We start from the raw sequence: 18215 nt of genomic DNA, 5'->3' as shown, positions 1-18215 counted from the left end.
TGCGCAACACAACCGTTACCTGAAAAGTCTTGCGCACGCCCGGAAAAAACGGAAAACCGCCCGGTCCCGCAGGGGGACCGGGCGGCAGACGCTCCGCGCCGGCATCCGGGGCCGCGGATCAGGCCCGGTCGCCGACCGCGAAGACCACGCCCTGCCAGGTCTGCTCGACGTACTCCCGCACCTCGTCGCCGGCCAGCAGCTCGCTGAGCGTGCGGATCGCCGGGTCCTCGGCGTCCTCGGCCCGGACCACCAGTCCGTTGGCGTAGTTCTCGACGTACTCGGCGGAGTCGCTGGGCTCCCAGGCCAGTTCGTTGGCGGTCTCGGTGAGGTCGGCCTCGATGGCGTAGTTGCCGTTGACGACCGCGGCGTCCACGTCCGCCAGCGACCTGGGCAGCTGCGCGGCCTCCAGCGGGATCACCGTGATGCCGCGGGGGTTGTCGGTGATGTCGGCCTCGGTGGCCAGCGCCCCGGCCTCGGGGTCCACCGTGATGAGCCCTTCGGCCTGGAGGGTCTGCAGTGCGCGGTCCAGGTTGGCCGCGTCGTTGGGGACCGCGATCTCGGCCCCGTCGGGCAGGTCCGCCACGCTCTCGTGCTTGTCCGAGTACAGCCCCAGCCGTTCCACGTGCACGTCGCTGACGTAGACGAGCTCGTCGTCGGGGTTGGCCTTCTGCCACTCCGCCAGGAAGGTGCGGTGCTGGAAGTAGTTGGCGTCCAGCTCCCCCTGGGCCAGCTGCGGGTTGGGCTGGTTGTAGTCGGCGATCTCCACGATCTCCAGGTGCAGGCCGGCGTCCGCGGCGAGGTTGTCCTGGACGAAGCCCAGGATCTCGCCGTGCGGCACCGGGTTCACCCCGATCCGCAGCGTGGTCAGGTCCTCCTGCGCCGCCTCCGTCCCGCTGCCGGCGTTCTCGCTGGGAGCGCCGCACGCCGACAGCGCCGCCGCCAGGGTGAGTGCTCCGATCGCCGCTGTCGTCTTGCGCATGCCACTGCCCTTTCTCGTGTCTTCGGTTCGCGTCCGGCCCGCCCGCCCTCCGGGCGGGCGGGGTCGTGGCGTCTCACCGGTGGGAGACCCGGCGGACGAGGAGGTCGCCCGTGCTCTGCACGGCCTGGACCACCAGGACCAGCAGGACGACGGTGGCCCAGAGGTAGTACTCGTCGAAGCGCTGGTAGCCGTAGCGGATGGCGATGTCGCCGAGCCCGCCGCCGCCGATCGCCCCGGCCATGGCCGAGTACGAGATCAGCGTGACGACCGTCATGACCAGTCCGGCGATCAGGCCCGGAAGCGCCTCGGGCAGCAGGACCTTGGCGACGATGACGGTCCGGCGCGCCCCCATCGCCTGCGCCGCCTCGACGACGTCGCGGCCCACCTCGCGCAGCGCCGTCTCCACCAGCCGGGCGTAGAACGGGATGGCGCCGATGCTCAGCGGGACGATGGCGGCGGTGGGCCCCAGCGTGGTCCCGGTGATCAGCCTGGTCAGCGAGAGCACCGCGACCATCAGCACGATGAACGGCAGCGAGCGGCCCACGTTCACCACCGCGCCGAGCAGCGCCCGGACCGCCGGGGCGGGGGTGAGCCCGCCGCGGTCGGTGCAGACCAGCAGGACGCCCAGCGGGAGGCCCAGCACAGCGGTGACGAGGGTGGCCCACACCACCATGTAGAGGGTGTCCAGGGTCCCCAGCCACAGGACCGGCCCCATGTCGGGCCAGCGCTCGACCAGCTCGTCCAGCCATCCCGTCATGGGACCTCCTCGACCAGCACGCCGTTGTCGGCCAGGTGGGCGAGCGCCTCCGCGCGGCGCTCGCCGGCGATCCGCACGGTGAGCCGGCCCACCGGATGCCCGGCGACCTCCTCCAGGGCTCCCGCGACCATGCCGACGTCCACGTCGAAGAGCCGGGTGAGCTGCGACACCAGCGGCTCCCCGGCCTTGTCCACCCAGGTCAGGGTCACGGCGCCGGGCCCGGGGTCGGGCGGGGGCGCAAACAGGGAGCGCGCCAGCAGCGACCCCGGGGTCCGCAGCAGGTCCAGGACCCGTCCCGCTTCGGCGAAGGAGCCGCGCTCCATGATCGCCACGGAGTCGCAGACCCGTTTGACCACGTCCATCTCGTGGGTGACCAGCAGGATGGTCAGGCCGAGTTCGCGGTTGAGGTCGCGCAGCAGGTCCAGGATGGCGGCCGTGGTGGCCGGGTCCAGGGCCGAGGTGGCCTCGTCGGACAGCAGCACCTTGGGGCGCGGGGCGAGGGCGCGCGCGATCCCCACCCGCTGCTTCTGCCCGCCCGACAGCTGGGCGGGGTGGGCCGCGGCCTTGTCGGCCAGCCCCACCAGGTCCAGCAGTTCGGCCACGCGGCGGCGGCGCTCGGCCCGGGGCACGCCCGCGATCTCCAGCGGGAAGGCGACGTTGCCCGCGACGGTGCGCGAGGACAGCAGCGCGAAGTGCTGGTGGATCATGCCGATGCCGCGCCGTGCCGCCCGCAGCTGTGTCGGACTCAACTCGGTGAGATTCCGCCCGTCCACCCGGACCTCCCCGCGGTCGGGGCGCTCCAGCAGGTTGACGCAGCGCAGCAGCGTGCTCTTGCCGGCGCCGCTCTGCCCGACGACACCGTAGATCTCGCCCTGTCGGACCCGCAGGTCGACGCCGCGCAGCGCGGCGACCTCGCGGCCCCTCAGCCGGTAGACCCGGTGCAGGCCCACAGCGTTGATCACGGTTTCCCCCGGAGCGGTCACATGACGAACAAAGGCACCCGTGCCCCCACAAAGTGCCAGGTCAGGACAGTATCAGGCGGAGAGCCGGGACTGTGCCACCGCCCTCTGGACGCCTAAAACCCATAATATCAGTAGAAATTAGGAGTTTTCCCTCCGCTCCGCACTCCGGAGCATCGACGCGGTTTCCGGTCCGCAAAGCCGCCTACACTCGGTTCCGCCGGGCCAGTTGCGGCCGCCCGATCCCCCGACACCTCAGGAGCGGCCCCGCGGCCCCACCCCAGGAGCAGGGGCCCGCCTCCCGCAGGGCGACGACCACCCCGCCCGCAGGACCTCTGTGTGCGTACCGAGGAGCGAAGACGTGCTGCCCAAGCATTCGAGCGGCGACGGCCGAGAAGACCCCTACGCCGATTTCTGGGCGCCCGACCCGACCGACGCGACCTGGCGCGACCGCCTGGCGGACCTCGCCGAGGCGTTCGCCGTCCGGGCCGGCGGCCCGCGCCGGCTCCCCCTGGCGGCCGCGGCGCTCGGCCTCGTCCTGGCCGCCACCCCCCTCTCCGTGCACACCGCGCCCTCCGCGGCCGCGGCCCCGGCCGCCCCGGTGGTGCCCGCCGAGAGCCTGGACTCGCTGCTGGACCGGGCCGAGGCGCTGAGCGAGGAGTACAACGGCGAACTCCGCGACATGGAGGCCGTCATCGAGGAGGCCGAGCAGGCCCAGGAACGGGCCGACGCCACCCGCAAGGAGGTGGACGAGGCCCGCGAGCAGGTCCGCTACCTGGCGGTGGCCACCTACACCAGCAGCGGCCTGGACCCGGCGCTGAGCCTGCTGCTCGACTCCGAACCGCAGGAGATCATCGACACCGTGTCCGTGGTCGACCACCTGGCCAACACCAACAACGACAAGATCTCCTACCTGGTCGAGGCGATGGAGCGCGACGAGAAGGCGCAGGCCAACGCCGAGGAGAAGCTGGAGGAGGTCGAGGCCGACCTGGACGAGCTGGAGAGCCGCCGCTGGGAGGTCCGCCGGCTCATCGCCGACTACCCGGTCCAGCAGATGGGGCCGCCCGACAACCTCACCCCGCGGACCCGCCAGATGCGGGACCTCATCATCGAGAAGTTCGGCCGCAACGACGCGAACGGGGGCGTGGGCTGCTACCGCCCCCACGGCGGCTGGGTCGTGGGCGAGCACCCCAAGGGGCGGGCGTGCGACTTCATGGTCAACGCCAACGGGCAGATGCCCACCCCCGAGCAGCAGGCCCACGGCCAGGCGATCGCCGACTGGGCCGTGGAGCACGCCGAGGACCTCGGCATCATGTACGTCATCTGGCGCCAGGAGATCTGGGACATCCGCCGCGACAGCGGCTGGCGCCCCATGGCCGACCGCGGCAGCATCACCGAGAACCACTACGACCACGTGCACATCTCGATGTTCTGACCGCGCGCCGCGGGGCGGGTCCGCGGGGCGGGCCCGCCCCGCTCACCCGGAGAGCAGGGGGGTGTACAACCAGACCGTGCACCCGACGCAGACGGTGAGCGTCACCACGATCGCGGTGACGAAGACGAACCAGGACACGAAGCCGTACCTGGGCGGCTTCCCGTACTCGGGCGGCCCCGCGCGAGACGGCATCCTCGGCCCCCTGTGTCTCCGCCTCTCCAGTACCGCCACCCTACGTCCGCGGCCCCGCTCCCCCCAGGGCATTCGCCTGGTCCGGCCAGAGGGGTTTACCGGGCGGCCCGGGGCCCCGGAAACGTGAATACCGCGTTTCCCGTCGTCACAGGAAGAAAGCGTGCGGTCACCCCGTCCGCGCGGCAGACCGGTCGGTCTTTTTCACGGGTTTGCGGCCATCCGCCCATCTCATCGATAGCAATCGGACAACAATCCGGTACCGGACGGCCGCCGTGTGTTCCAAAAGGGTGACGATTCCCCCTTTTCCTCCCCGAGGGGACCGCCGGGGCCTCATTCTTGAGAGGGATAGGATCTGAAGGCTTTGTCATGAGCGCAGGGCTTCACCCCGGTCGAACCGCGGTCCTCAGCGGTCCCGGGAGAACACCAGACGGAACCGTGAAAGAGTCAACGCGCGTCCCAGTCCTGACGTAAGCAGCTGGCGCGAGGGGAGTCATGAGCGACAACGGACCCTACACCCAGCCACCTCAGTACCCCGGTGGCGAGGGCAACCCAGGCGGGCAGCCCGGACCGTACGGAGGCGCCTACGGTCAGGGCGGACACCCCGATCCCAACACCGGGGGGCAGCCCGGCTACCAGAGCGGGCCCTACCAGAGCCCCTACGGGGACGGAGGCACCGGCGGACAGCAGCCTCCCGGGTATGGCTCGGGTCCGTACCCCGCTCCGGGCGGCCCGCAGTACCACCAGGCCAACCAGCCGCCCTACCCGAACCAGGGCTACCCCGGCCAGCAGCCGCCCCCGTCCGGCAAGAGCAACGCGGGCCTGTGGATCGTGATCGCCGGCGGCGTGGTCATCGTCCTGCTGGTCGTCGCGGTGATCGTGGTGCTGTTCAGCCGCGGCGGCGGCGACACTCCCCCGGTCGCCGAGTCCCCCCGGGCCGAGCAGACCCAGGAGCCCCAGGACACCGCGCCGGCGGACGACGACAACGGCGGCGGCGACGTCACCCCCGCGGGCGGTCCCCCCTACGCGCCGCCCGAGGACCCCTGCTCCGTGCTGTCCGAGGGGCTCCTTTCGGAGTTCGGCGCCTCCTCCAGCAGCAAGAACATCACCGACAACTCCTCCAGCTGCAGCTGGAGCACCGAGGTCGACGGCCTCTACGGAACGCTGCGGGTGGAGTACGCCACCCCCTACGGGGGCTCCGACTCGGTCGAGGCGGCCAAGGAGGACTACGCCTTCGACTACGACTACGCCACCGACGAGGAGGACTCGATCTTCGACCTTGAGGTGATCGAGGAGCAGGAGCTCGACTACGGCAGCGAGTCGGTGCTGATCTTCGCCGAGGAGGAGATCATCTCCCCCGGCAACCGCACCACCGTCCTGATCCGCCAGGACAACATCAACATCTCCGTGGAGTGGAGCGTCAGCGACTTCAGCTCCAACAAGGCCCCGCAGAGCTTCGGCGACGTGGAGTCCGTCATGAAGCGGGCGGCCGAGGAGGCGCTGGGCGCGCTGTAACCCCCGAGTCCCCGACGGGAGCGCGTGGTCCCCGACCCGCGCTCCCGTTTCTTTTCCCGGCGGCGTCCGCTCCGCGGCGTTGTCAGTGTCCGGAGGGGGCGGGATACTACTCCCTCGCAGAGCGCCCCAGCCCGCTGGTTCCGGAAGGACGTCCCCGTGATCACCGTCGTAGGCGAAGCACTCATCGACCTCATCAGCGCCGAGAGCGGCACCTACCGCTCCGCTCCCGGCGGCGCGCCCGCCAACACCGCGGTCGCGCTGGCCCGGCTGGGCGTGGAATCCTCGCTGCTGGCGCGGATCAGCACCGACCGCTTCGGCCGGCAGTTGCGCGCCTACGTGGGCTCGCGCGGCGTGAGCACCCGCGACCTGGTCACCGCCGAACAGCCCACCACCCTGGCCATCGCCGCCCTCGACGAGACGGGCCGGGCCGACTACGACTTCTACGTCAGGGGCACCGCCGACTGGCAGTGGCGCCCCGAGGAGCTGCCCGACCCCCTCGCCGACGACGTGGTCGCCCTGCACGTGGGTTCGCTGGCGATGGCGATGCCGCCGGGGGCGGCCGTCCTGGAGGAGTGGGTGGCCCGGCAGCGCGGCCGGGTCGTGGTCAGCTACGACCCCAACATCCGTCCCGCGCTGGCGGGCAGCCCGGCCGCCGCCCGGGAGCGGGTGGAGCGCCAGGTGGCGCTGGCCGACCTGGTCAAGGTCAGCGACGAGGACGTGTACTGGCTGTTCGGGCACGACGGGGCCGCCGACCCCGCCCTGCTGCTGGAGGCCGCCCGCTCCTGGCTGCGGCGGGGACCGGTCCTGGTCGCGGTCACCTGCGGCGGGGAGCAGACCCTCGTCGTGGTGCGGGGCCGGGAGGACCGTCCGCTGTCGGTGGCGCCCGAGCCGGTGGAGGTAGTCGACAGCGTGGGCGCGGGCGACGCGTTCTGCGCCGGGCTGCTCGACGCCCTCGGCCAGGCCGGGGCGCTGGGCGCGGGCGGCCGCGAACGGCTGGCCGCCCTCACCGACGCCCAGCTCGCCGTGTGCGTGGCGCACGCCCACCGGGTGGCCGCCCACACCTGCCGCCGCGTGGGCGCCGACCCGGGCGAGCTCGACCTCGCACCGCTGGAGTTCTGAGGCCGCTCCGGGCGCCTCGGGGCCCCGGTTCCGGAGTCTTTCCGGACCGGGGTCCGCCACGCCCGTGACTTCTGCGCAAACCGGCCTACACTGGAAGCTTGTGGGTCCTTGACACACACGTTCGGCCGGGGCGCGCCCCGGCTGCCCCGCCGGCGGCTGCCCCGCCGGCACCCCGGACCCGGAACGGCTCCGGGCGATCACCCGCGTCCGCTGTCCGTTCCCCGCCCGGACGACTCTCCAACCGTGCCGTCCCGGCACGCCACACCGGAATCTTCGTCTGGAGGGACGGGCCGATGTCCGTTGCGTACGCCCGCGACTACCTCTGGCTTCAGGAGAGCCAGCCCGACCTGGCCGAAGCCTACTGCCTGAGCTATGTCAGAGGGCTGTCCCGGCCCGAGGCGCTGCGCCGTTTCGGCGCGGACGAGCGGGCCCTGCGTTCCCTGCCCATCGTCGAGGCCGTGGAGGCCTGCCTGTGCGCCGAGGAGGACCTGCCGCTCACCGTCCACGCCCTGTCCCTGGGGGAGTGGACCGTGATCGTGGAGCCGACGGGCTGCTCCTGCACCCGGCCGCAGGTGTACCGGAAGCTGTCGGTGGGGACCGAACTGGTCTGCGTGCGGGTGGTCATGGGGTACCGCTACGAGTTCCGCTGGGTGGTCGACGGGGTGCTGCGCTTCTTCTTCGACGCCCGCCTGCCCGACCAGCGGGGCGGCTCCGATCCGGACCGTCTCGCCGCGGACCTGCTCGCACTGGGCCTGACCGAGCCGGCCGAGCCCGGCCGGGCCGATCCCGGTCCGGCCCTGCTGGCGCTGGCCGACCGCGTCACCGGGGTCCGGCTGCGTCCGGAGCACCTCAGCGGTCCCCTGCTGGGCGCCGAACTGGACGCGCCGCTCCCGGCGGCCGCCCGCTGAGGGTCCGGCGGACCGGCCGGATCAGGCCGGGGAGCGGTCCGGCGCCGGGTCCACATCCACTCCGACGGCGTCGGCGACGGAGGTGTAGCCCTCGCGGCGGGCCAGCGCGGCCAGCCCCCGGTGGATCCGGCGCGGCCACAGCGGCCCGCCGTAGATGAGGCCGGTGTAGCCCTGGACGAGGCTGGCGCCCGCCCGGATGCGCGCCCACGCGTCCTGCGGGGTCTCGATGCCGCCGACCGCGACGAGGACCAGCCGGTCCCCCACCCGGGCGCGCAGTCGGCGCAGCACCTGCAGGGAGCGCTCCTTCAGCGGCGCGCCGGACAGTCCGCCCGCGCCGATCGCGGCGACCTCGTCGGGGTCGGTGGCCAGCCCCTCGCGGGAGATGGTGGTGTTGGTGGCGATGATGCCGTCCAGTCCCAGGTCCAGGGCCAGGTCCGCGACGGCGTCCACGTCCTCGTCGGCCAGGTCGGGGGCGATCTTGACCAGCAGCGGCAGGTCGGGGCGGCCGGCCTCGTCGAGGGTCCGGCGCACCGCCTCCAGCAGCGGCCGGAGCCGTTCGGCGGCCTGCAGGTCGCGCAGCCCCGGCGTGTTGGGCGAGCTGACGTTGACCACCAGGTAGTCGGCGACGTCGGCGAAGCGGCGCGCGCTCGTGACGTAGTCGGCGACGGCCTCGTCCTCCGGGACGACCTTGGTCTTGCCGATGTTGACGCCGATGAGGAGGTCGCGGGCCCGGCGGGCGCGCTGGGCCCGCAGCCGCCGCGACACCGCCTCGGAGCCCTCGTTGTTGAATCCCATCCGGTTGACGACGGCGCGGTCGGCGACCAGGCGGAACAGGCGGGGCCGGGGGTTTCCGGGCTGGGGGTGGGCGGTGACGGTGCCGATCTCGACGTGGCTGAAGCCCAGGGCGGTGAGCGCCGGCACGCCGCGGGCGTTCTTGTCGAAGCCCGCGGCCAGGCCGAGCGGTCCGGGGAACTCCCGGCCCAGCACGCGCACCCGCAGCTCCGGGTCGCGCGGGCCGAGCAGGCGTCCCATCAGGCGGGTCGTGCCGGGAACGGCGCTGAGCGCGCGCAGGGAGGCGAAGCTGGCCCGGTGGGCCTGCTCGGCGTCGACGCGGCGCAGCAGGGTGTGGAAGAGGAACTGGTAGAGCACGTGGTGGACTCTATCCTTCGGAGCCGCGGTTGTGCTCGGCGAGGAAGCGCTCCAGTTCCGCGCCCAGTTCCTCGGCGGTGGGCAGTTGCGACTCGTCCTCCGCGAGCAGCGAGTCGACGTCGAGGCCGCTGCGGGCGGCCATGAAGTTGTCGTACTGGATCTCCAGGTTGCGCACCACGCGCTGGACGTCCTCGGAGGCCTCCACCTGGCGGTTGATCTCGCCGTCGGTCCGCCGGGCCTCCTCGGCGAGCTTCTCGGTGGGCAGGGCCAGTCCGGTGGCGCCGGCGACGTACTCCAGCACGGCGAGTCCGGCGCGCGGGTACTCGGACTGGGCGAGGTAGCTCGGCACGTGCACGGCGTAGCCGATGACGTCGTGCCCGGCCTGGCCCAGCCGGTACTCCAGCAGCGACATGGCGTTGCCCGGCACCTGGATCCGGCCGACCCAGGGCGTGTGGTCGGCGACGAGGTCGGCGCGGGTGGCGTGCGGGGTCGCGGTCACCGGGCGGGTGTGCGGCACCGCCATGGGGATGCCGTAGAAGCAGACGGTCAGCCGCACCGACAGGCGTTCGACGAGCTGGCGGACCGCCGCGGTGAACGCCTCCCACTCGCGGTCCGGTTCCAGGCCGTGCAGCAGCAGGAAGGGGGTTCCCTCCAGGTCGTGCAGGAGGGAGAGGGACAGCGCGGGGTCGGCGTAGTCGACCCAGGTGGTCTCGTCGAAGGTCATGACCGGGCGGCGGGACCGGTAGTCCAGGAGCCCGTCGACGTCGAAGTCGGCGAGTACGGTGGTGCGCAGTTCGCCGAGGAGGGCCGCCACCGCCTGTTTTCCGGCTGCGCCTGCGTCCACGAAACCGTCCAGCGACACCAGCAGGACCGGTGCGGACAGTTCGGGAAGGTCGGATCGAAGCTCGTAGAGATCAGCGGGATCTCGCACCTGGACGGGTCTCCGTTCTCACGCTTCCGTGTGATCGGATCTTCAGGATACCGATCCACGGTTGACTGGCCTGAACACACCTCAATCGCCAACAACCCGGCATCCTGCCGCTCTATTTCCGTTCTTGGCACTGCCTGCGGATTCTGAGGGTCCGCAGGCGGTTGAGGACGGCGGCGACCTCCTGGCGGCGCACCGCGGCGTAGTCGCCGTGGTAGCCGCGTCCCAGGTAGGTGACGCCGTGCTCGCGGAGCCGCTCCTCCAGCAGGTCCAGGGCCTGCCCCAGGGTCCGCTCGCCGTCGGCGATCCCGTCCTCGACCAGGGCGCGCAGCGCCAGGCCCGCCCCGACGACCTGGGCGGGGTCCACCAGTTGGGCGAGGTGGCGCAGGTCGATGTCGGTCTCGCCGAAGGTGAGCACGTCCATGTCGCGCCGTTTGATCCGGACGCGTCCGCGGGCCGAGGCGTCCACCGAGGCGGGGTCGACGACGCGGCGGGCCGGGGCGGACAGGTCGGCGTCGCGGCGCGGCCGGGCCAGGGCGCGGGCCTGCCCGGTGACGTCGCGGGCGCGGTAGGCGTCCAGCATGACCACGTGGTCGGCGACGTCGAAGTAGTCGCCGCTGGCGCCCATGACCAGCACGGTGGAGACGCCGTGGACGCGGTGCAGCGGCCGGACGAGGTCGACGAAGGGGATGAGGGGCTCGCGGTCGCCGTGCACCAGCCGCTGCATGCGCTCGTCGCGGACCATCAGGTTGGTGGCGGTGGTGTCCTCGTCCACCAGCAGCACGGAGGTCCCGGCCTCCAGGGCCTCGGCGATGTTGGCGGCCTGGGAGGTGGAGCCGGAGGCGTTGTCGGTGGTGAAGTCGGAGGTGTCGGCTCCGGTGGGCAGGTTGCGCACGAACGCGCTGACGTCGGTGCGCACCACGCGGCGCCCCTCCTCGGCGCGGATCTTCACGGCGTCGGCGCGGGTGACGACGAGTTCGCGGCCGTCTCCGGGCACGTGGTCGTAGACGCCGCGCTCCAGGGCGTGCAGCAGGGTCGACTTGCCGTGGAAGCCGCCGCCGACGACGAGGGTGATGCCCTCGGGCACCCCCATGCCGGTAACCGTTCCCCGGTGCGGCAGCTCCACGGTGACGCGCAGGCTCTCGGGGGAGGCGAACGGGACGGCGTCCGGCATCGGCAGGTCGCTGACGCCGCTGGCGCGGGGCAGGATCGCGCCGTCGCCGACGAAGGCGACGAGCCGCAGCTCGGCGAGGCGGTCGCGCAGCGCGACGGTGTCGGCGACGCTGTCGGCGAAGGCGGTGGCCGCCGCGGTGTCCAGGGCGTCCCAGCACAGGGCGTCGACCAGGTCGGGGACGGTCCGGCACAGGGCGCGGCCGGCGCCGCGGCCGTCGATGCGGCGGCCGTGTCCGGGCAGGTCCACGCCGAGCCGCAGCAGGACCGCGCCGTCGCGGATCTGGCAGGAGGAGCGGTCGAGGACCTGCTGGCCGCCGGCGTCGATGCGCACCCGCGAGTCGCGGAGCCTGCGGCGGGCGCAGCGGGCCAGGTGGTCGGCGGTGGCGCGGCGGCGCACCGGGTCGCGCCAGGCGTGCTCGGGCATTCCCGCGGTCGCGGCGGGCACGTGCACCAGGATCCGGGAGGGCGGGGCGAAGGGGTCGGCCTGGACCTTGGCGACGGTGAGGGTGAAGTCGCCGAAGTCCCAGTCGCCGGCCAGGGACCGGTAGCGGCCGTAGGGGGCGCCGTCCATGCGGCGCAGCTCCTCCTCCAGCCGCCGGGCGTCGCGGTGTCCCCGGATCGGTTCGGCCTCGCGGCGCCGGTGGTGCTCCCCGCTGCCGTGGTCGTCGCGGTCCCGTCCGCGCCGCCGTCCGCCGTACCCCGCCGACATGGCCGTGTGCCCCCCCGTGTGCTCGGTTGCCACGTCCCAGGATGCCACGGGGACCCGCGCCGGGTGCGCTGCGCGGGTCCCCGTGGCCGGCGGGGCTCAGCCCTGGGCAGTGTCGGTGGCGGCGACCCTGGTCAGGTCGCTGCCGCGGGTCTCCCGCGACACCCACACCGCCACCAGGGTGAGCGCCGACGCCGCGGTCACGTACAGCGCGACGGGCAGGCTGGAGCCGAACGCGGCGAGCAGGCTGGCCGCGATGAGGGGGGCCACCCCGCCCGCGGCGATGGACGCGAGCTGGTAGCCGATCGACGCGCCGGAGTAGCGGACCCGGGTGCTGAACAGCTCGGAGAAGAACGCCGCCTGCGGGCCGTACATGGCGCCGTGCAGCACCAGGCCGACCGTGGCGGCGAGCACGACGAGGCCGAACCTGCCGGTGTCGATCAGCGGGAAGAAGGCGAAGCTCCACGCGGCGACCCCGGCCGCGCCCAGGGCGGTGACCGGCCGGCGGCCCAGGCGGTCGGAGAGCGCGCCCCACAGCGGGATGGAGACGAAGTGGACGGCCGAGCCGATGAGGACCGCGTTGAGCACCAGGGAGTTGTCCAGGTTCGCCTGCTGGGTGGCGTAGACGAGGATGAACGCGGTCACGACGTAGTAGGAGACGTTCTCGGCCATGCGCACGCCCATCGCGATGAGGACCTCGCGCCACTGGTGGCGCAGCACCTCCAGGATGGGGGCGCGCTCCGGTGCGCCGCTCTGCTCGGCGCGCCGGGCCGCCTCCTGGAAGACGGGGGACTCGCTGATGGCCATGCGGATCCACAGGCCGATGAGGACCAGGACGCCCGACAGCAGGAAGGGGATGCGCCAGCCCCAGTCGAGGAACACCGCGTCGTCCATGGTCACGGCGAGGACGGCGAGGACTCCGGTGGCCAGCAGGTTCCCGCCGGGCGCGCCGCCCTGGGGCCACGACGCCCAGAAGCCGCGGTGCCGGTCGCTGCCGTGTTCGCTCACGATGAGCACCGCGCCGCCCCACTCCCCGCCGAGCGCGAAGCCCTGGACCACGCGCAGCAGGGTGAGCAGGATCGGGGCGCCCAGTCCGATGGCCGCGTAGGTGGGCAGCAGGCCCATGAGGAAGGTGGCGCCGCCCATCATGAGCAGGCTGATGACGAGGAGTTTCTTGCGTCCGAGCCGGTCGCCGTAGTGGCCGAAGACGAGTCCGCCCAGGGGGCGGGCCACGAAGCCGACCGCGTAGGTGGCGAAGGAGAGCAGGATTCCGGTCATGGCGCTCTGCTCGGGGAAGAACACCGGGCCGAAGACGAGCGCGGACGCCGATCCGTAGAGGAAGAAGTCGTACCACTCGACCGTGGTGCCGACCAGGCTGGCGCCGACGATCTTGCCGATCCTGGTCCGCTGCTGCGGCTGGGGTTGGGTCATCTGGGGTCCACCACTCCGTGTTCCGGGGGGCCGGCGGTTTCTCGGCCGGCGCGGGGAGCGGGTGTGCGGTCGTCCGGCTCCCCGTACCGCCCCACGGTAGGAATCCGCTGTGATCCGGGACACTGCGCGGTGGCACACCGTGCGGGGGGGCGGTCGTGGTGGTTTCCCACACCCGCCGCGGCGGCGGCCGCGACCCGCCCGGTCTCCGTCGGCGGCGCCGCCCGGCCGTGCCGGATCCCGCGGCCGGGCGGCGGGGTCCGGGTCAGTCCGCCGGGTGGCGTCGCCGCCACTGCGCCCCGGCGGACGGGGCGGCGGTGAAGGCGGCGACCAGGTCGTCGGCCAGGTCCAGCAGGTCGGCGCGGCCCTCCAGGCCGTCGGCCAGTGCCGGGGGCAGCGCGGCCTCGCCGTGCCGGGCGCCGAGGAGGTTGCCGCAGACCGCGCCGGTGGAGTCGCTGTCGCCGGAGTGGGTGACGGCCAGGGCGAGGGCGTCGGTGACCTCCTCGGGGGTGCGGTGGACCAGGGCCGCGTACACCGCGATGGCCAGCGCCTCCTCGGCGGTCCAGCCGCCGCCGAAGGACTCGACGGTCTCGGCGTCCGGGGTGCCGTCGGCGGCCGCGGTCCGTGCCGCGACCAGGGCCTTCGTGGTCTCCTCGTGGCCGGGGCGGGTGCGCAGCGCGGCCAGGACCGCGTCGAGGGCGGCGTCCAGGCCGTCTCCGGCGAGGAGGCGCCGGACCAGCAGCGCCGTGGCCCCCGAGGCGAGCCGTCCGGTGGGGTGGCCGTGGGTGAGCCCGGCGGCCCGGTCGGCCCAGTCGAAGACGTCGGCGTCGGTGGCGGCGTGCGCGGGGAGCAGTCCGAAGGGGGCGCTGCGCATGACCCCGCCGCAGCCCTTGGAGGCGTTGGCGGCGGCCTCTCCCCTGCCCTGCCGTCCCAGGTCGGCCTCGCGCAGGGCGGTCAGGCAGGTGGTGCCGGGGGCGCGCTGGGCGTACAGCCACTCCCGGCCGGCCAGCCAGCCGGTGTGCCCGCCGGTGGGGGCCGGGGCGTGCTGGGTGTGGTACCAGCGCAGGTAGGCGTCGTGCACGGCGGGGACCGGGTCGAACTCTCCGCCGTGGACCGCCTGTCGGCTGCGGGCGCGCAGGAGGCCCTCGACGGTCCACAGGGTCATCTGGGTGTCGTCGGTGACCCGCGCCCGCGGGTCGGCGTGGGACCGCACGCCTCTCGGGCCGTGCGCGGCGCGGATCTGGCGCAGCGTGTGGAACTCCACGGGGGCGCCGAGCGCGTCGCCGAGGGCGCCTCCCAGGAGGCAGCCGCGGACCCGCGACCGGTACGCGGCGGTCCGTTCGCTGTCGGGTGTCAAGGACCCTCCTCATCCGTCGGGGGAAGGAGCAAGGGCCAGCATGCCACCGGTCGGCGGGGGCGGGGAGCGCCGCTGCGGGGCGGCCCCGCGGCGGTCAGGAGCCGCGGTGGTGGCGTCCGGTGGGGCGGGTGAGGACGGCGATCCGCCGGGCCACGACGGCTCCGGCCGCGACGACGACGGCGAGGGTGAGTCCGGCCGAGGCGAGGGGCGCCTCGGTGGAGACCAGGTCGAGGGCGGGCTGGCCGACCTCGGTGCCGGCGGTGGTCTGCCCGTCCTCTCCCGAGGTGTCGGCCGGGCTGTCCGGCGCGGGCTGCTGGTCGCCGGGGGACGCGGCGTCCTGGGGCGGTTCCGCGGCGGCCGGGGCCTCCTCCTCGGCCCCGTCCTGGTCGGACTGCTGCGGCTGCTGCCCGGCGTCCTGCTGCGGCTCCTCCGCCGCGGCCTCCTCCGGGGTGGCCTCCTCCTCCGGGGTGGGGTCCTCCGGCTCGGGCAGCGGGGAGACCGCGCTGTCGCAGGGCTCGGAGGGGTTCTGGAAGGGGTGGGGGGTGCCCGGGGTGCCGTTTCCGTCACCCCACTCGGTGATGTAGTACTCGACGTTGATGTGCCCGGCTCCGCCGGTGACCGTGTAGCTGGTGTCGTTCCAGGACTCCCCGGTCAGCTCGGCGAAGGTCTTGCCGTCGATGTCGAGCATCACGTTGCAGCCCTGCGAGGGGTCGCCGGGGCCGCGGTCGCCGATGAAGAACTCGGCGGTCTTGCCCTCGTAGACCACGTAGCCTTTGGTTCCCAGCGGCCAGCTGGGCGCCGCGAACAGGCCCTTCTGCATGGGCTCGCCGGAGGCGGGCGGCCCGGTGTCGCCGTTGATGCCGGAACCGTCGTCCCAGAAGTAGGAGGCTTTGACCTCGCCGTGCAGCAGCACGTCGTCGGTGGGCGTGGAAGGTGTCATGAGAGAACCAAGGGGTCGGCGGCGGGAAGGTCGCGGAGCCCTGGGTGGTGCCCCGGCGCTCGCGGGGAGCGCGGCGGGGCGCCGCGGCCGCGGGGCCGGGCGTGCGCTGTGCGGTCACCGTCACAGACAGCGGTTCTGGGGGCGGCGGAGCACTGGCCGTGCTCCGCACCGCGTGGCGGGCTCCACCCCCCACGAGCGCCCGTGGACGCGCGAGAGGGCTGGTTGGTTGACCTGGTTTGATCAAACTCTCGTTACAAACCGGTCACGAGGACTCTAATCGACAAAACACCCCAAACAAGAGTAAAAAGGGTAAAATTACCTAAAGTGACCCTCCCGCCACGCCCGCGGGGGTGCGGACACGCCGTGGGGGCGGCCCGGATCCCCGGACCGCCCCCACGGTCGACGCCCTCTGTGCCTCAGGTCACCTGCGCGCGCCGGGCGAAGCGGGGGTCGCGCCACTCCTCCGAGGCGACGACCTCCACCAGTGCTGTGGCCGCGTCGTAGACGTCCACGTGGCGCAGGTACAGCGGGGCGAAGCCGAAGCGCAGGATGTCGGGGGCCCGGAAGTCCCCGACGACGCCGCGGGCGATGAGCGCCTGGACCATCGCATAGCCGTCCGCGTGGCGCAGCGCGACCTGGCTGCCGCGGCGGGCGTGCTCCAGCGGCGTCACGCACTCCAGCCCCGCCGCCGCGGTCACCTCCAAGAACAGGTCGGTCAGCGCCAGGCTCTTGGCGCGCACCTGGTCGAGGTCGACGCGCTGCCACAGCTCCAGGCTCGCCTCCAGCGCGGCCGCGGCGACCAGCGGCTGCGAGCCGCTGAGGAACCGGCTCGCCCCGGCCGCGGGCTCGTACTCCCCGGCGAAGTCGAACGGCCGGGCGTGCCCGTGCCAGCCGCTCAGCGGCTGGCGGGCGCGCTCGTGGTGGCGGCGGGCCACGTAGGTGAAGGCGGGCGCGCCGGGACCGGCGTTGAGGTACTTGTAGGTGCAGCCCACCGCGAAGTCCGCGCCCGCCCGCGACAGCTCGACGGGCAGCGCGCCCACGCTGTGGCACAGGTCCCACACCACGAGCGCGCCGTGGGCGTGGGCCAGCTCGGTGACGGCGGCCATGTCGCGCAGCACGCCGGTGCGGTAGTCCACGTGGCTGAGCAGCACCACGGCGGCGTCGCCGGGCTCCAGCGCGGCGGCCAGCGCGGCGGCGTCGTCCACGTCGGCCCGGCGCACGCTCGCGCCGTCGAACAGCTCCGCCACGCCCTGGGCGATGTACAGGTCGGTGGGGAAGTTCCCGGCCTCGGCCACCACCACGCGGCGGCCGGGGTTCAGCCGCAGCGCCGCCACCAGCGTCTTGAACAGGTTCGCCGACGTGCCGTCGCCCACCACGACCTCGTCGGCCCCGGCCCCGACCAGCGGCGCGAGCAGCGCGCCCAGCGTGCGCGGCTTGTCCCACCAGCCCGCCTCGTTCCAGCTGGCGATGAGCCGCTGCCCCCACTCGCGTTCGACCAGCTCCGCGACGCGCGCGGGGGTCGCCCGGGGCAGCGCGCCCAGGGAGTTGCCGTCGAGGTAGACGACGCCGTCGGGGAGGACGAACTCGTCGCGGAAGGGCGCCAGGGGGTCGGCGGCGTCGCGCGCCGCGCAGTCGTCACGGGTGATGGGGGTGGTCACGGTTGTCGACTCCTTCACTCGCCGGGGCGTGCGTCCACGGCTCAGATCCCGGTGCGCAGCTGCCAGAGCTCGGGGAAGACGTCCTGCTGGACGTTCCCGCTCAACCATCGCAGACCGGAGGACCCGCCGGTTCCCGGTTTGGCGCCCAGGGTGCGCTTGACCGCCATCAGGTGGCGGTGCCGCCAGCGGGTCACCCGTTCGGCGGTGTCGAGCAGGGCCTCGGCCAGGGCCAGCAGCTCGTTGCCGGGCCGGTCGTCGGCGTAGACCAGCTCCCAGGCGCGCACCACCTGCGGGTGCGGCTCGACCGGGAGGGTCCAGTCGCGCTCCACCCGTTCGGCGGGCACCGGCAGGCCGCGCCGGTGCAGCAGCCGCAGCGCCGCGTCGTACAGGCTCGGCTCGCCCAGCGCGCGCCGCAGCCGCGCGCCGGCCCGCGGGTCGGCGCGGTGCGGCCGGATCATGGCCGCGGACTTGTTGCCGAGCAGGAACTCCAGGTGGCGGTAGCTGTACGACTGGAACCCGGAGGCCTCGCCCAGGTGGTCGCGGAACCGGTTGAACTCGGTGGGCGTCAGCGTGGCCAGCAGCTCCCAGGAGTCGACCAGCACGTCCTGGGCGCCGTGGCCGCGGCGCAGCGCGGCCAGCGCGGCGGGCACGTCGTCGGCGTCCAGCGCGTCGCGGGCCCGCTCCCACTCGTGCCGGACGAGCGTGAACAGCAGTTCCATGACCTGTGTGGCGATGATGAACGAGGTCTCGGCGGGCTCGTCGGTGGCGGGCCGCTGCAGCGACAGCAGGGTGTCGATGGCGCCGTAGCGGGCGTAGGGGGTGGTGCCGTCGAAGGCGAGGGTGGGGCGGCCGCGGTTGCGCTCGGCGCGCTCCTGGCGGGAGAGGGCGGCGGACGAGGGCACGGGGGTCACCTCCCGGGGACGGGGCGGGTCCTGGCAGGTCTCCAGGATGCCGCCGACCCGGCCGCCCGGGAAGGAGAAATAAAAGGCAATTCGGGCCTTTCGGCCGCACAATC

Annotated in this window: 16 protein-coding genes; 4 read left to right on the top strand and 12 right to left on the bottom strand. The window is 73.5% G+C overall.

Going from position 1 to position 18215, the window contains the following annotated elements; genetic code table 11:
* Positions 1-118: 118 nt before the first annotated feature.
* The 3 genes from FOF52_RS01440 to FOF52_RS01430 form a co-directional block, all read right to left on the bottom strand.
* A complete protein-coding gene (locus FOF52_RS01440; RefSeq protein WP_248592023.1) occupies positions 119-979 on the bottom strand; it encodes a MetQ/NlpA family ABC transporter substrate-binding protein in 861 nt (286 codons plus the stop codon).
* A gap of 73 nt (positions 980-1052) precedes the next feature.
* On the bottom strand, positions 1053-1736 hold the full coding sequence (locus FOF52_RS01435; RefSeq protein ID WP_248592022.1) for a methionine ABC transporter permease: 684 nt from the start codon (positions 1734-1736) through the stop codon (positions 1053-1055).
* A complete protein-coding gene (locus FOF52_RS01430; RefSeq protein ID WP_282574038.1) occupies positions 1733-2686 on the bottom strand; it encodes a methionine ABC transporter ATP-binding protein in 954 nt (317 codons plus the stop codon). Before FOF52_RS01430 ends, FOF52_RS01435 begins: the two co-directional genes overlap by 4 nt.
* A 370-nt stretch (positions 2687-3056) precedes the next feature.
* Between FOF52_RS01430 and FOF52_RS01425 the strand changes: the two genes are divergently transcribed.
* Positions 3057-4130: a coiled-coil domain-containing protein gene (locus FOF52_RS01425; protein ID WP_248592021.1), complete on the top strand. Its 1074-nt coding sequence runs from the start codon at positions 3057-3059 to the stop codon at positions 4128-4130.
* A gap of 42 nt (positions 4131-4172) precedes the next feature.
* Here the strand turns inward: FOF52_RS01425 and FOF52_RS01420 are convergent, their stop codons facing one another.
* A complete protein-coding gene (locus FOF52_RS01420; RefSeq protein ID WP_248592020.1) occupies positions 4173-4322 on the bottom strand; it encodes a hypothetical protein in 150 nt (49 codons plus the stop codon).
* 492 nt (positions 4323-4814) lie between these two features.
* Here FOF52_RS01420 and FOF52_RS01415 point away from each other — a divergent pair, with 492 nt between their 5' ends.
* The 3 genes from FOF52_RS01415 (at position 4815) to FOF52_RS01405 (ending at position 7861) form a co-directional block, all read left to right on the top strand.
* A complete protein-coding gene (locus FOF52_RS01415; RefSeq protein WP_248592019.1) occupies positions 4815-5834 on the top strand; it encodes a hypothetical protein in 1020 nt (339 codons plus the stop codon).
* A gap of 156 nt (positions 5835-5990) precedes the next feature.
* Positions 5991-6953: a carbohydrate kinase family protein gene (locus tag FOF52_RS01410; RefSeq protein WP_248592018.1), complete on the top strand. Its 963-nt coding sequence runs from the start codon at positions 5991-5993 to the stop codon at positions 6951-6953.
* Between the two features lie 293 nt (positions 6954-7246).
* Positions 7247-7861 carry a DUF6461 domain-containing protein gene (locus FOF52_RS01405; protein WP_248592017.1) on the top strand — a complete coding sequence of 205 codons (615 nt, stop codon included), beginning with the start codon at positions 7247-7249 and terminating at the stop codon, positions 7859-7861.
* Between the two features lie 21 nt (positions 7862-7882).
* On the opposite strand, the gene FOF52_RS01400 is transcribed toward FOF52_RS01405, so the two are convergent.
* The 8 genes from FOF52_RS01400 to FOF52_RS01365 form a co-directional block, all read right to left on the bottom strand.
* On the bottom strand, positions 7883-9010 hold the full coding sequence (locus FOF52_RS01400; RefSeq protein ID WP_248592016.1) for a quinone-dependent dihydroorotate dehydrogenase: 1128 nt from the start codon (positions 9008-9010) through the stop codon (positions 7883-7885).
* Positions 9011-9020: 10 nt separating this feature from the next.
* Complete coding sequence (locus FOF52_RS01395) at positions 9021-9941, bottom strand: proteasome assembly chaperone family protein (protein WP_248592015.1); 921 nt, start codon at positions 9939-9941, stop codon at positions 9021-9023.
* A 112-nt stretch (positions 9942-10053) separates the two neighbouring features.
* Complete coding sequence (locus FOF52_RS01390) at positions 10054-11820, bottom strand: ABC-ATPase domain-containing protein (protein WP_248593712.1); 1767 nt, start codon at positions 11818-11820, stop codon at positions 10054-10056.
* Between the two features lie 96 nt (positions 11821-11916).
* Complete coding sequence (locus tag FOF52_RS01385; protein WP_248592014.1) at positions 11917-13248, bottom strand: MFS transporter; 1332 nt, start codon at positions 13246-13248, stop codon at positions 11917-11919.
* A 262-nt stretch (positions 13249-13510) separates the two neighbouring features.
* Entirely contained in the window at positions 13511-14602 is a 1092-nt protein-coding gene (locus FOF52_RS01380) for an ADP-ribosylglycohydrolase family protein (protein ID WP_248592013.1), read from the bottom strand.
* A gap of 94 nt (positions 14603-14696) precedes the next feature.
* Positions 14697-15542, bottom strand: coding sequence for a hypothetical protein (locus FOF52_RS01375; RefSeq protein ID WP_248592012.1), 846 nt, complete (start codon positions 15540-15542; stop codon positions 14697-14699).
* Positions 15543-15958: 416 nt separating this feature from the next.
* Entirely contained in the window at positions 15959-17200 is a 1242-nt protein-coding gene (gene kynU / locus FOF52_RS01370; RefSeq protein WP_248592011.1) for a kynureninase, read from the bottom strand.
* A 41-nt stretch (positions 17201-17241) separates the two neighbouring features.
* Complete coding sequence (locus tag FOF52_RS01365) at positions 17242-18102, bottom strand: tryptophan 2,3-dioxygenase (protein WP_248592010.1); 861 nt, start codon at positions 18100-18102, stop codon at positions 17242-17244.
* Positions 18103-18215: the final 113 nt, after the last annotated feature.

The organism is Thermobifida alba, from assembly GCF_023208015.1.
GTDB classification, from domain to species: Bacteria; Actinomycetota; Actinomycetes; order Streptosporangiales; family Streptosporangiaceae; genus Thermobifida; species Thermobifida alba.
Note: the sequence above shows the minus strand (reverse complement) of the source record. Positions and strands in the feature narration are given on the sequence as shown.

Coding starts and splice junctions, on each gene's coding strand:
- FOF52_RS01440 (WP_248592023.1), bottom strand. CDS start 979: ATGCGCAAGACGACAGCGGCGATCGGAGCACTCACCCTGGCGGCGGCG.
- FOF52_RS01435 (WP_248592022.1), bottom strand. CDS start 1,736: ATGACGGGATGGCTGGACGAGCTGGTCGAGCGCTGGCCCGACATGGGG.
- FOF52_RS01420 (WP_248592020.1), bottom strand. CDS start 4,322: ATGCCGTCTCGCGCGGGGCCGCCCGAGTACGGGAAGCCGCCCAGGTAC.
- FOF52_RS01415 (WP_248592019.1), top strand. CDS start 4,815: ATGAGCGACAACGGACCCTACACCCAGCCACCTCAGTACCCCGGTGGC.
- FOF52_RS01405 (WP_248592017.1), top strand. CDS start 7,247: ATGTCCGTTGCGTACGCCCGCGACTACCTCTGGCTTCAGGAGAGCCAG.
- FOF52_RS01390 (WP_248593712.1), bottom strand. CDS start 11,820: ATGTCGGCGGGGTACGGCGGACGGCGGCGCGGACGGGACCGCGACGAC.
- FOF52_RS01385 (WP_248592014.1), bottom strand. CDS start 13,248: ATGACCCAACCCCAGCCGCAGCAGCGGACCAGGATCGGCAAGATCGTC.
- FOF52_RS01375 (WP_248592012.1), bottom strand. CDS start 15,542: ATGACACCTTCCACGCCCACCGACGACGTGCTGCTGCACGGCGAGGTC.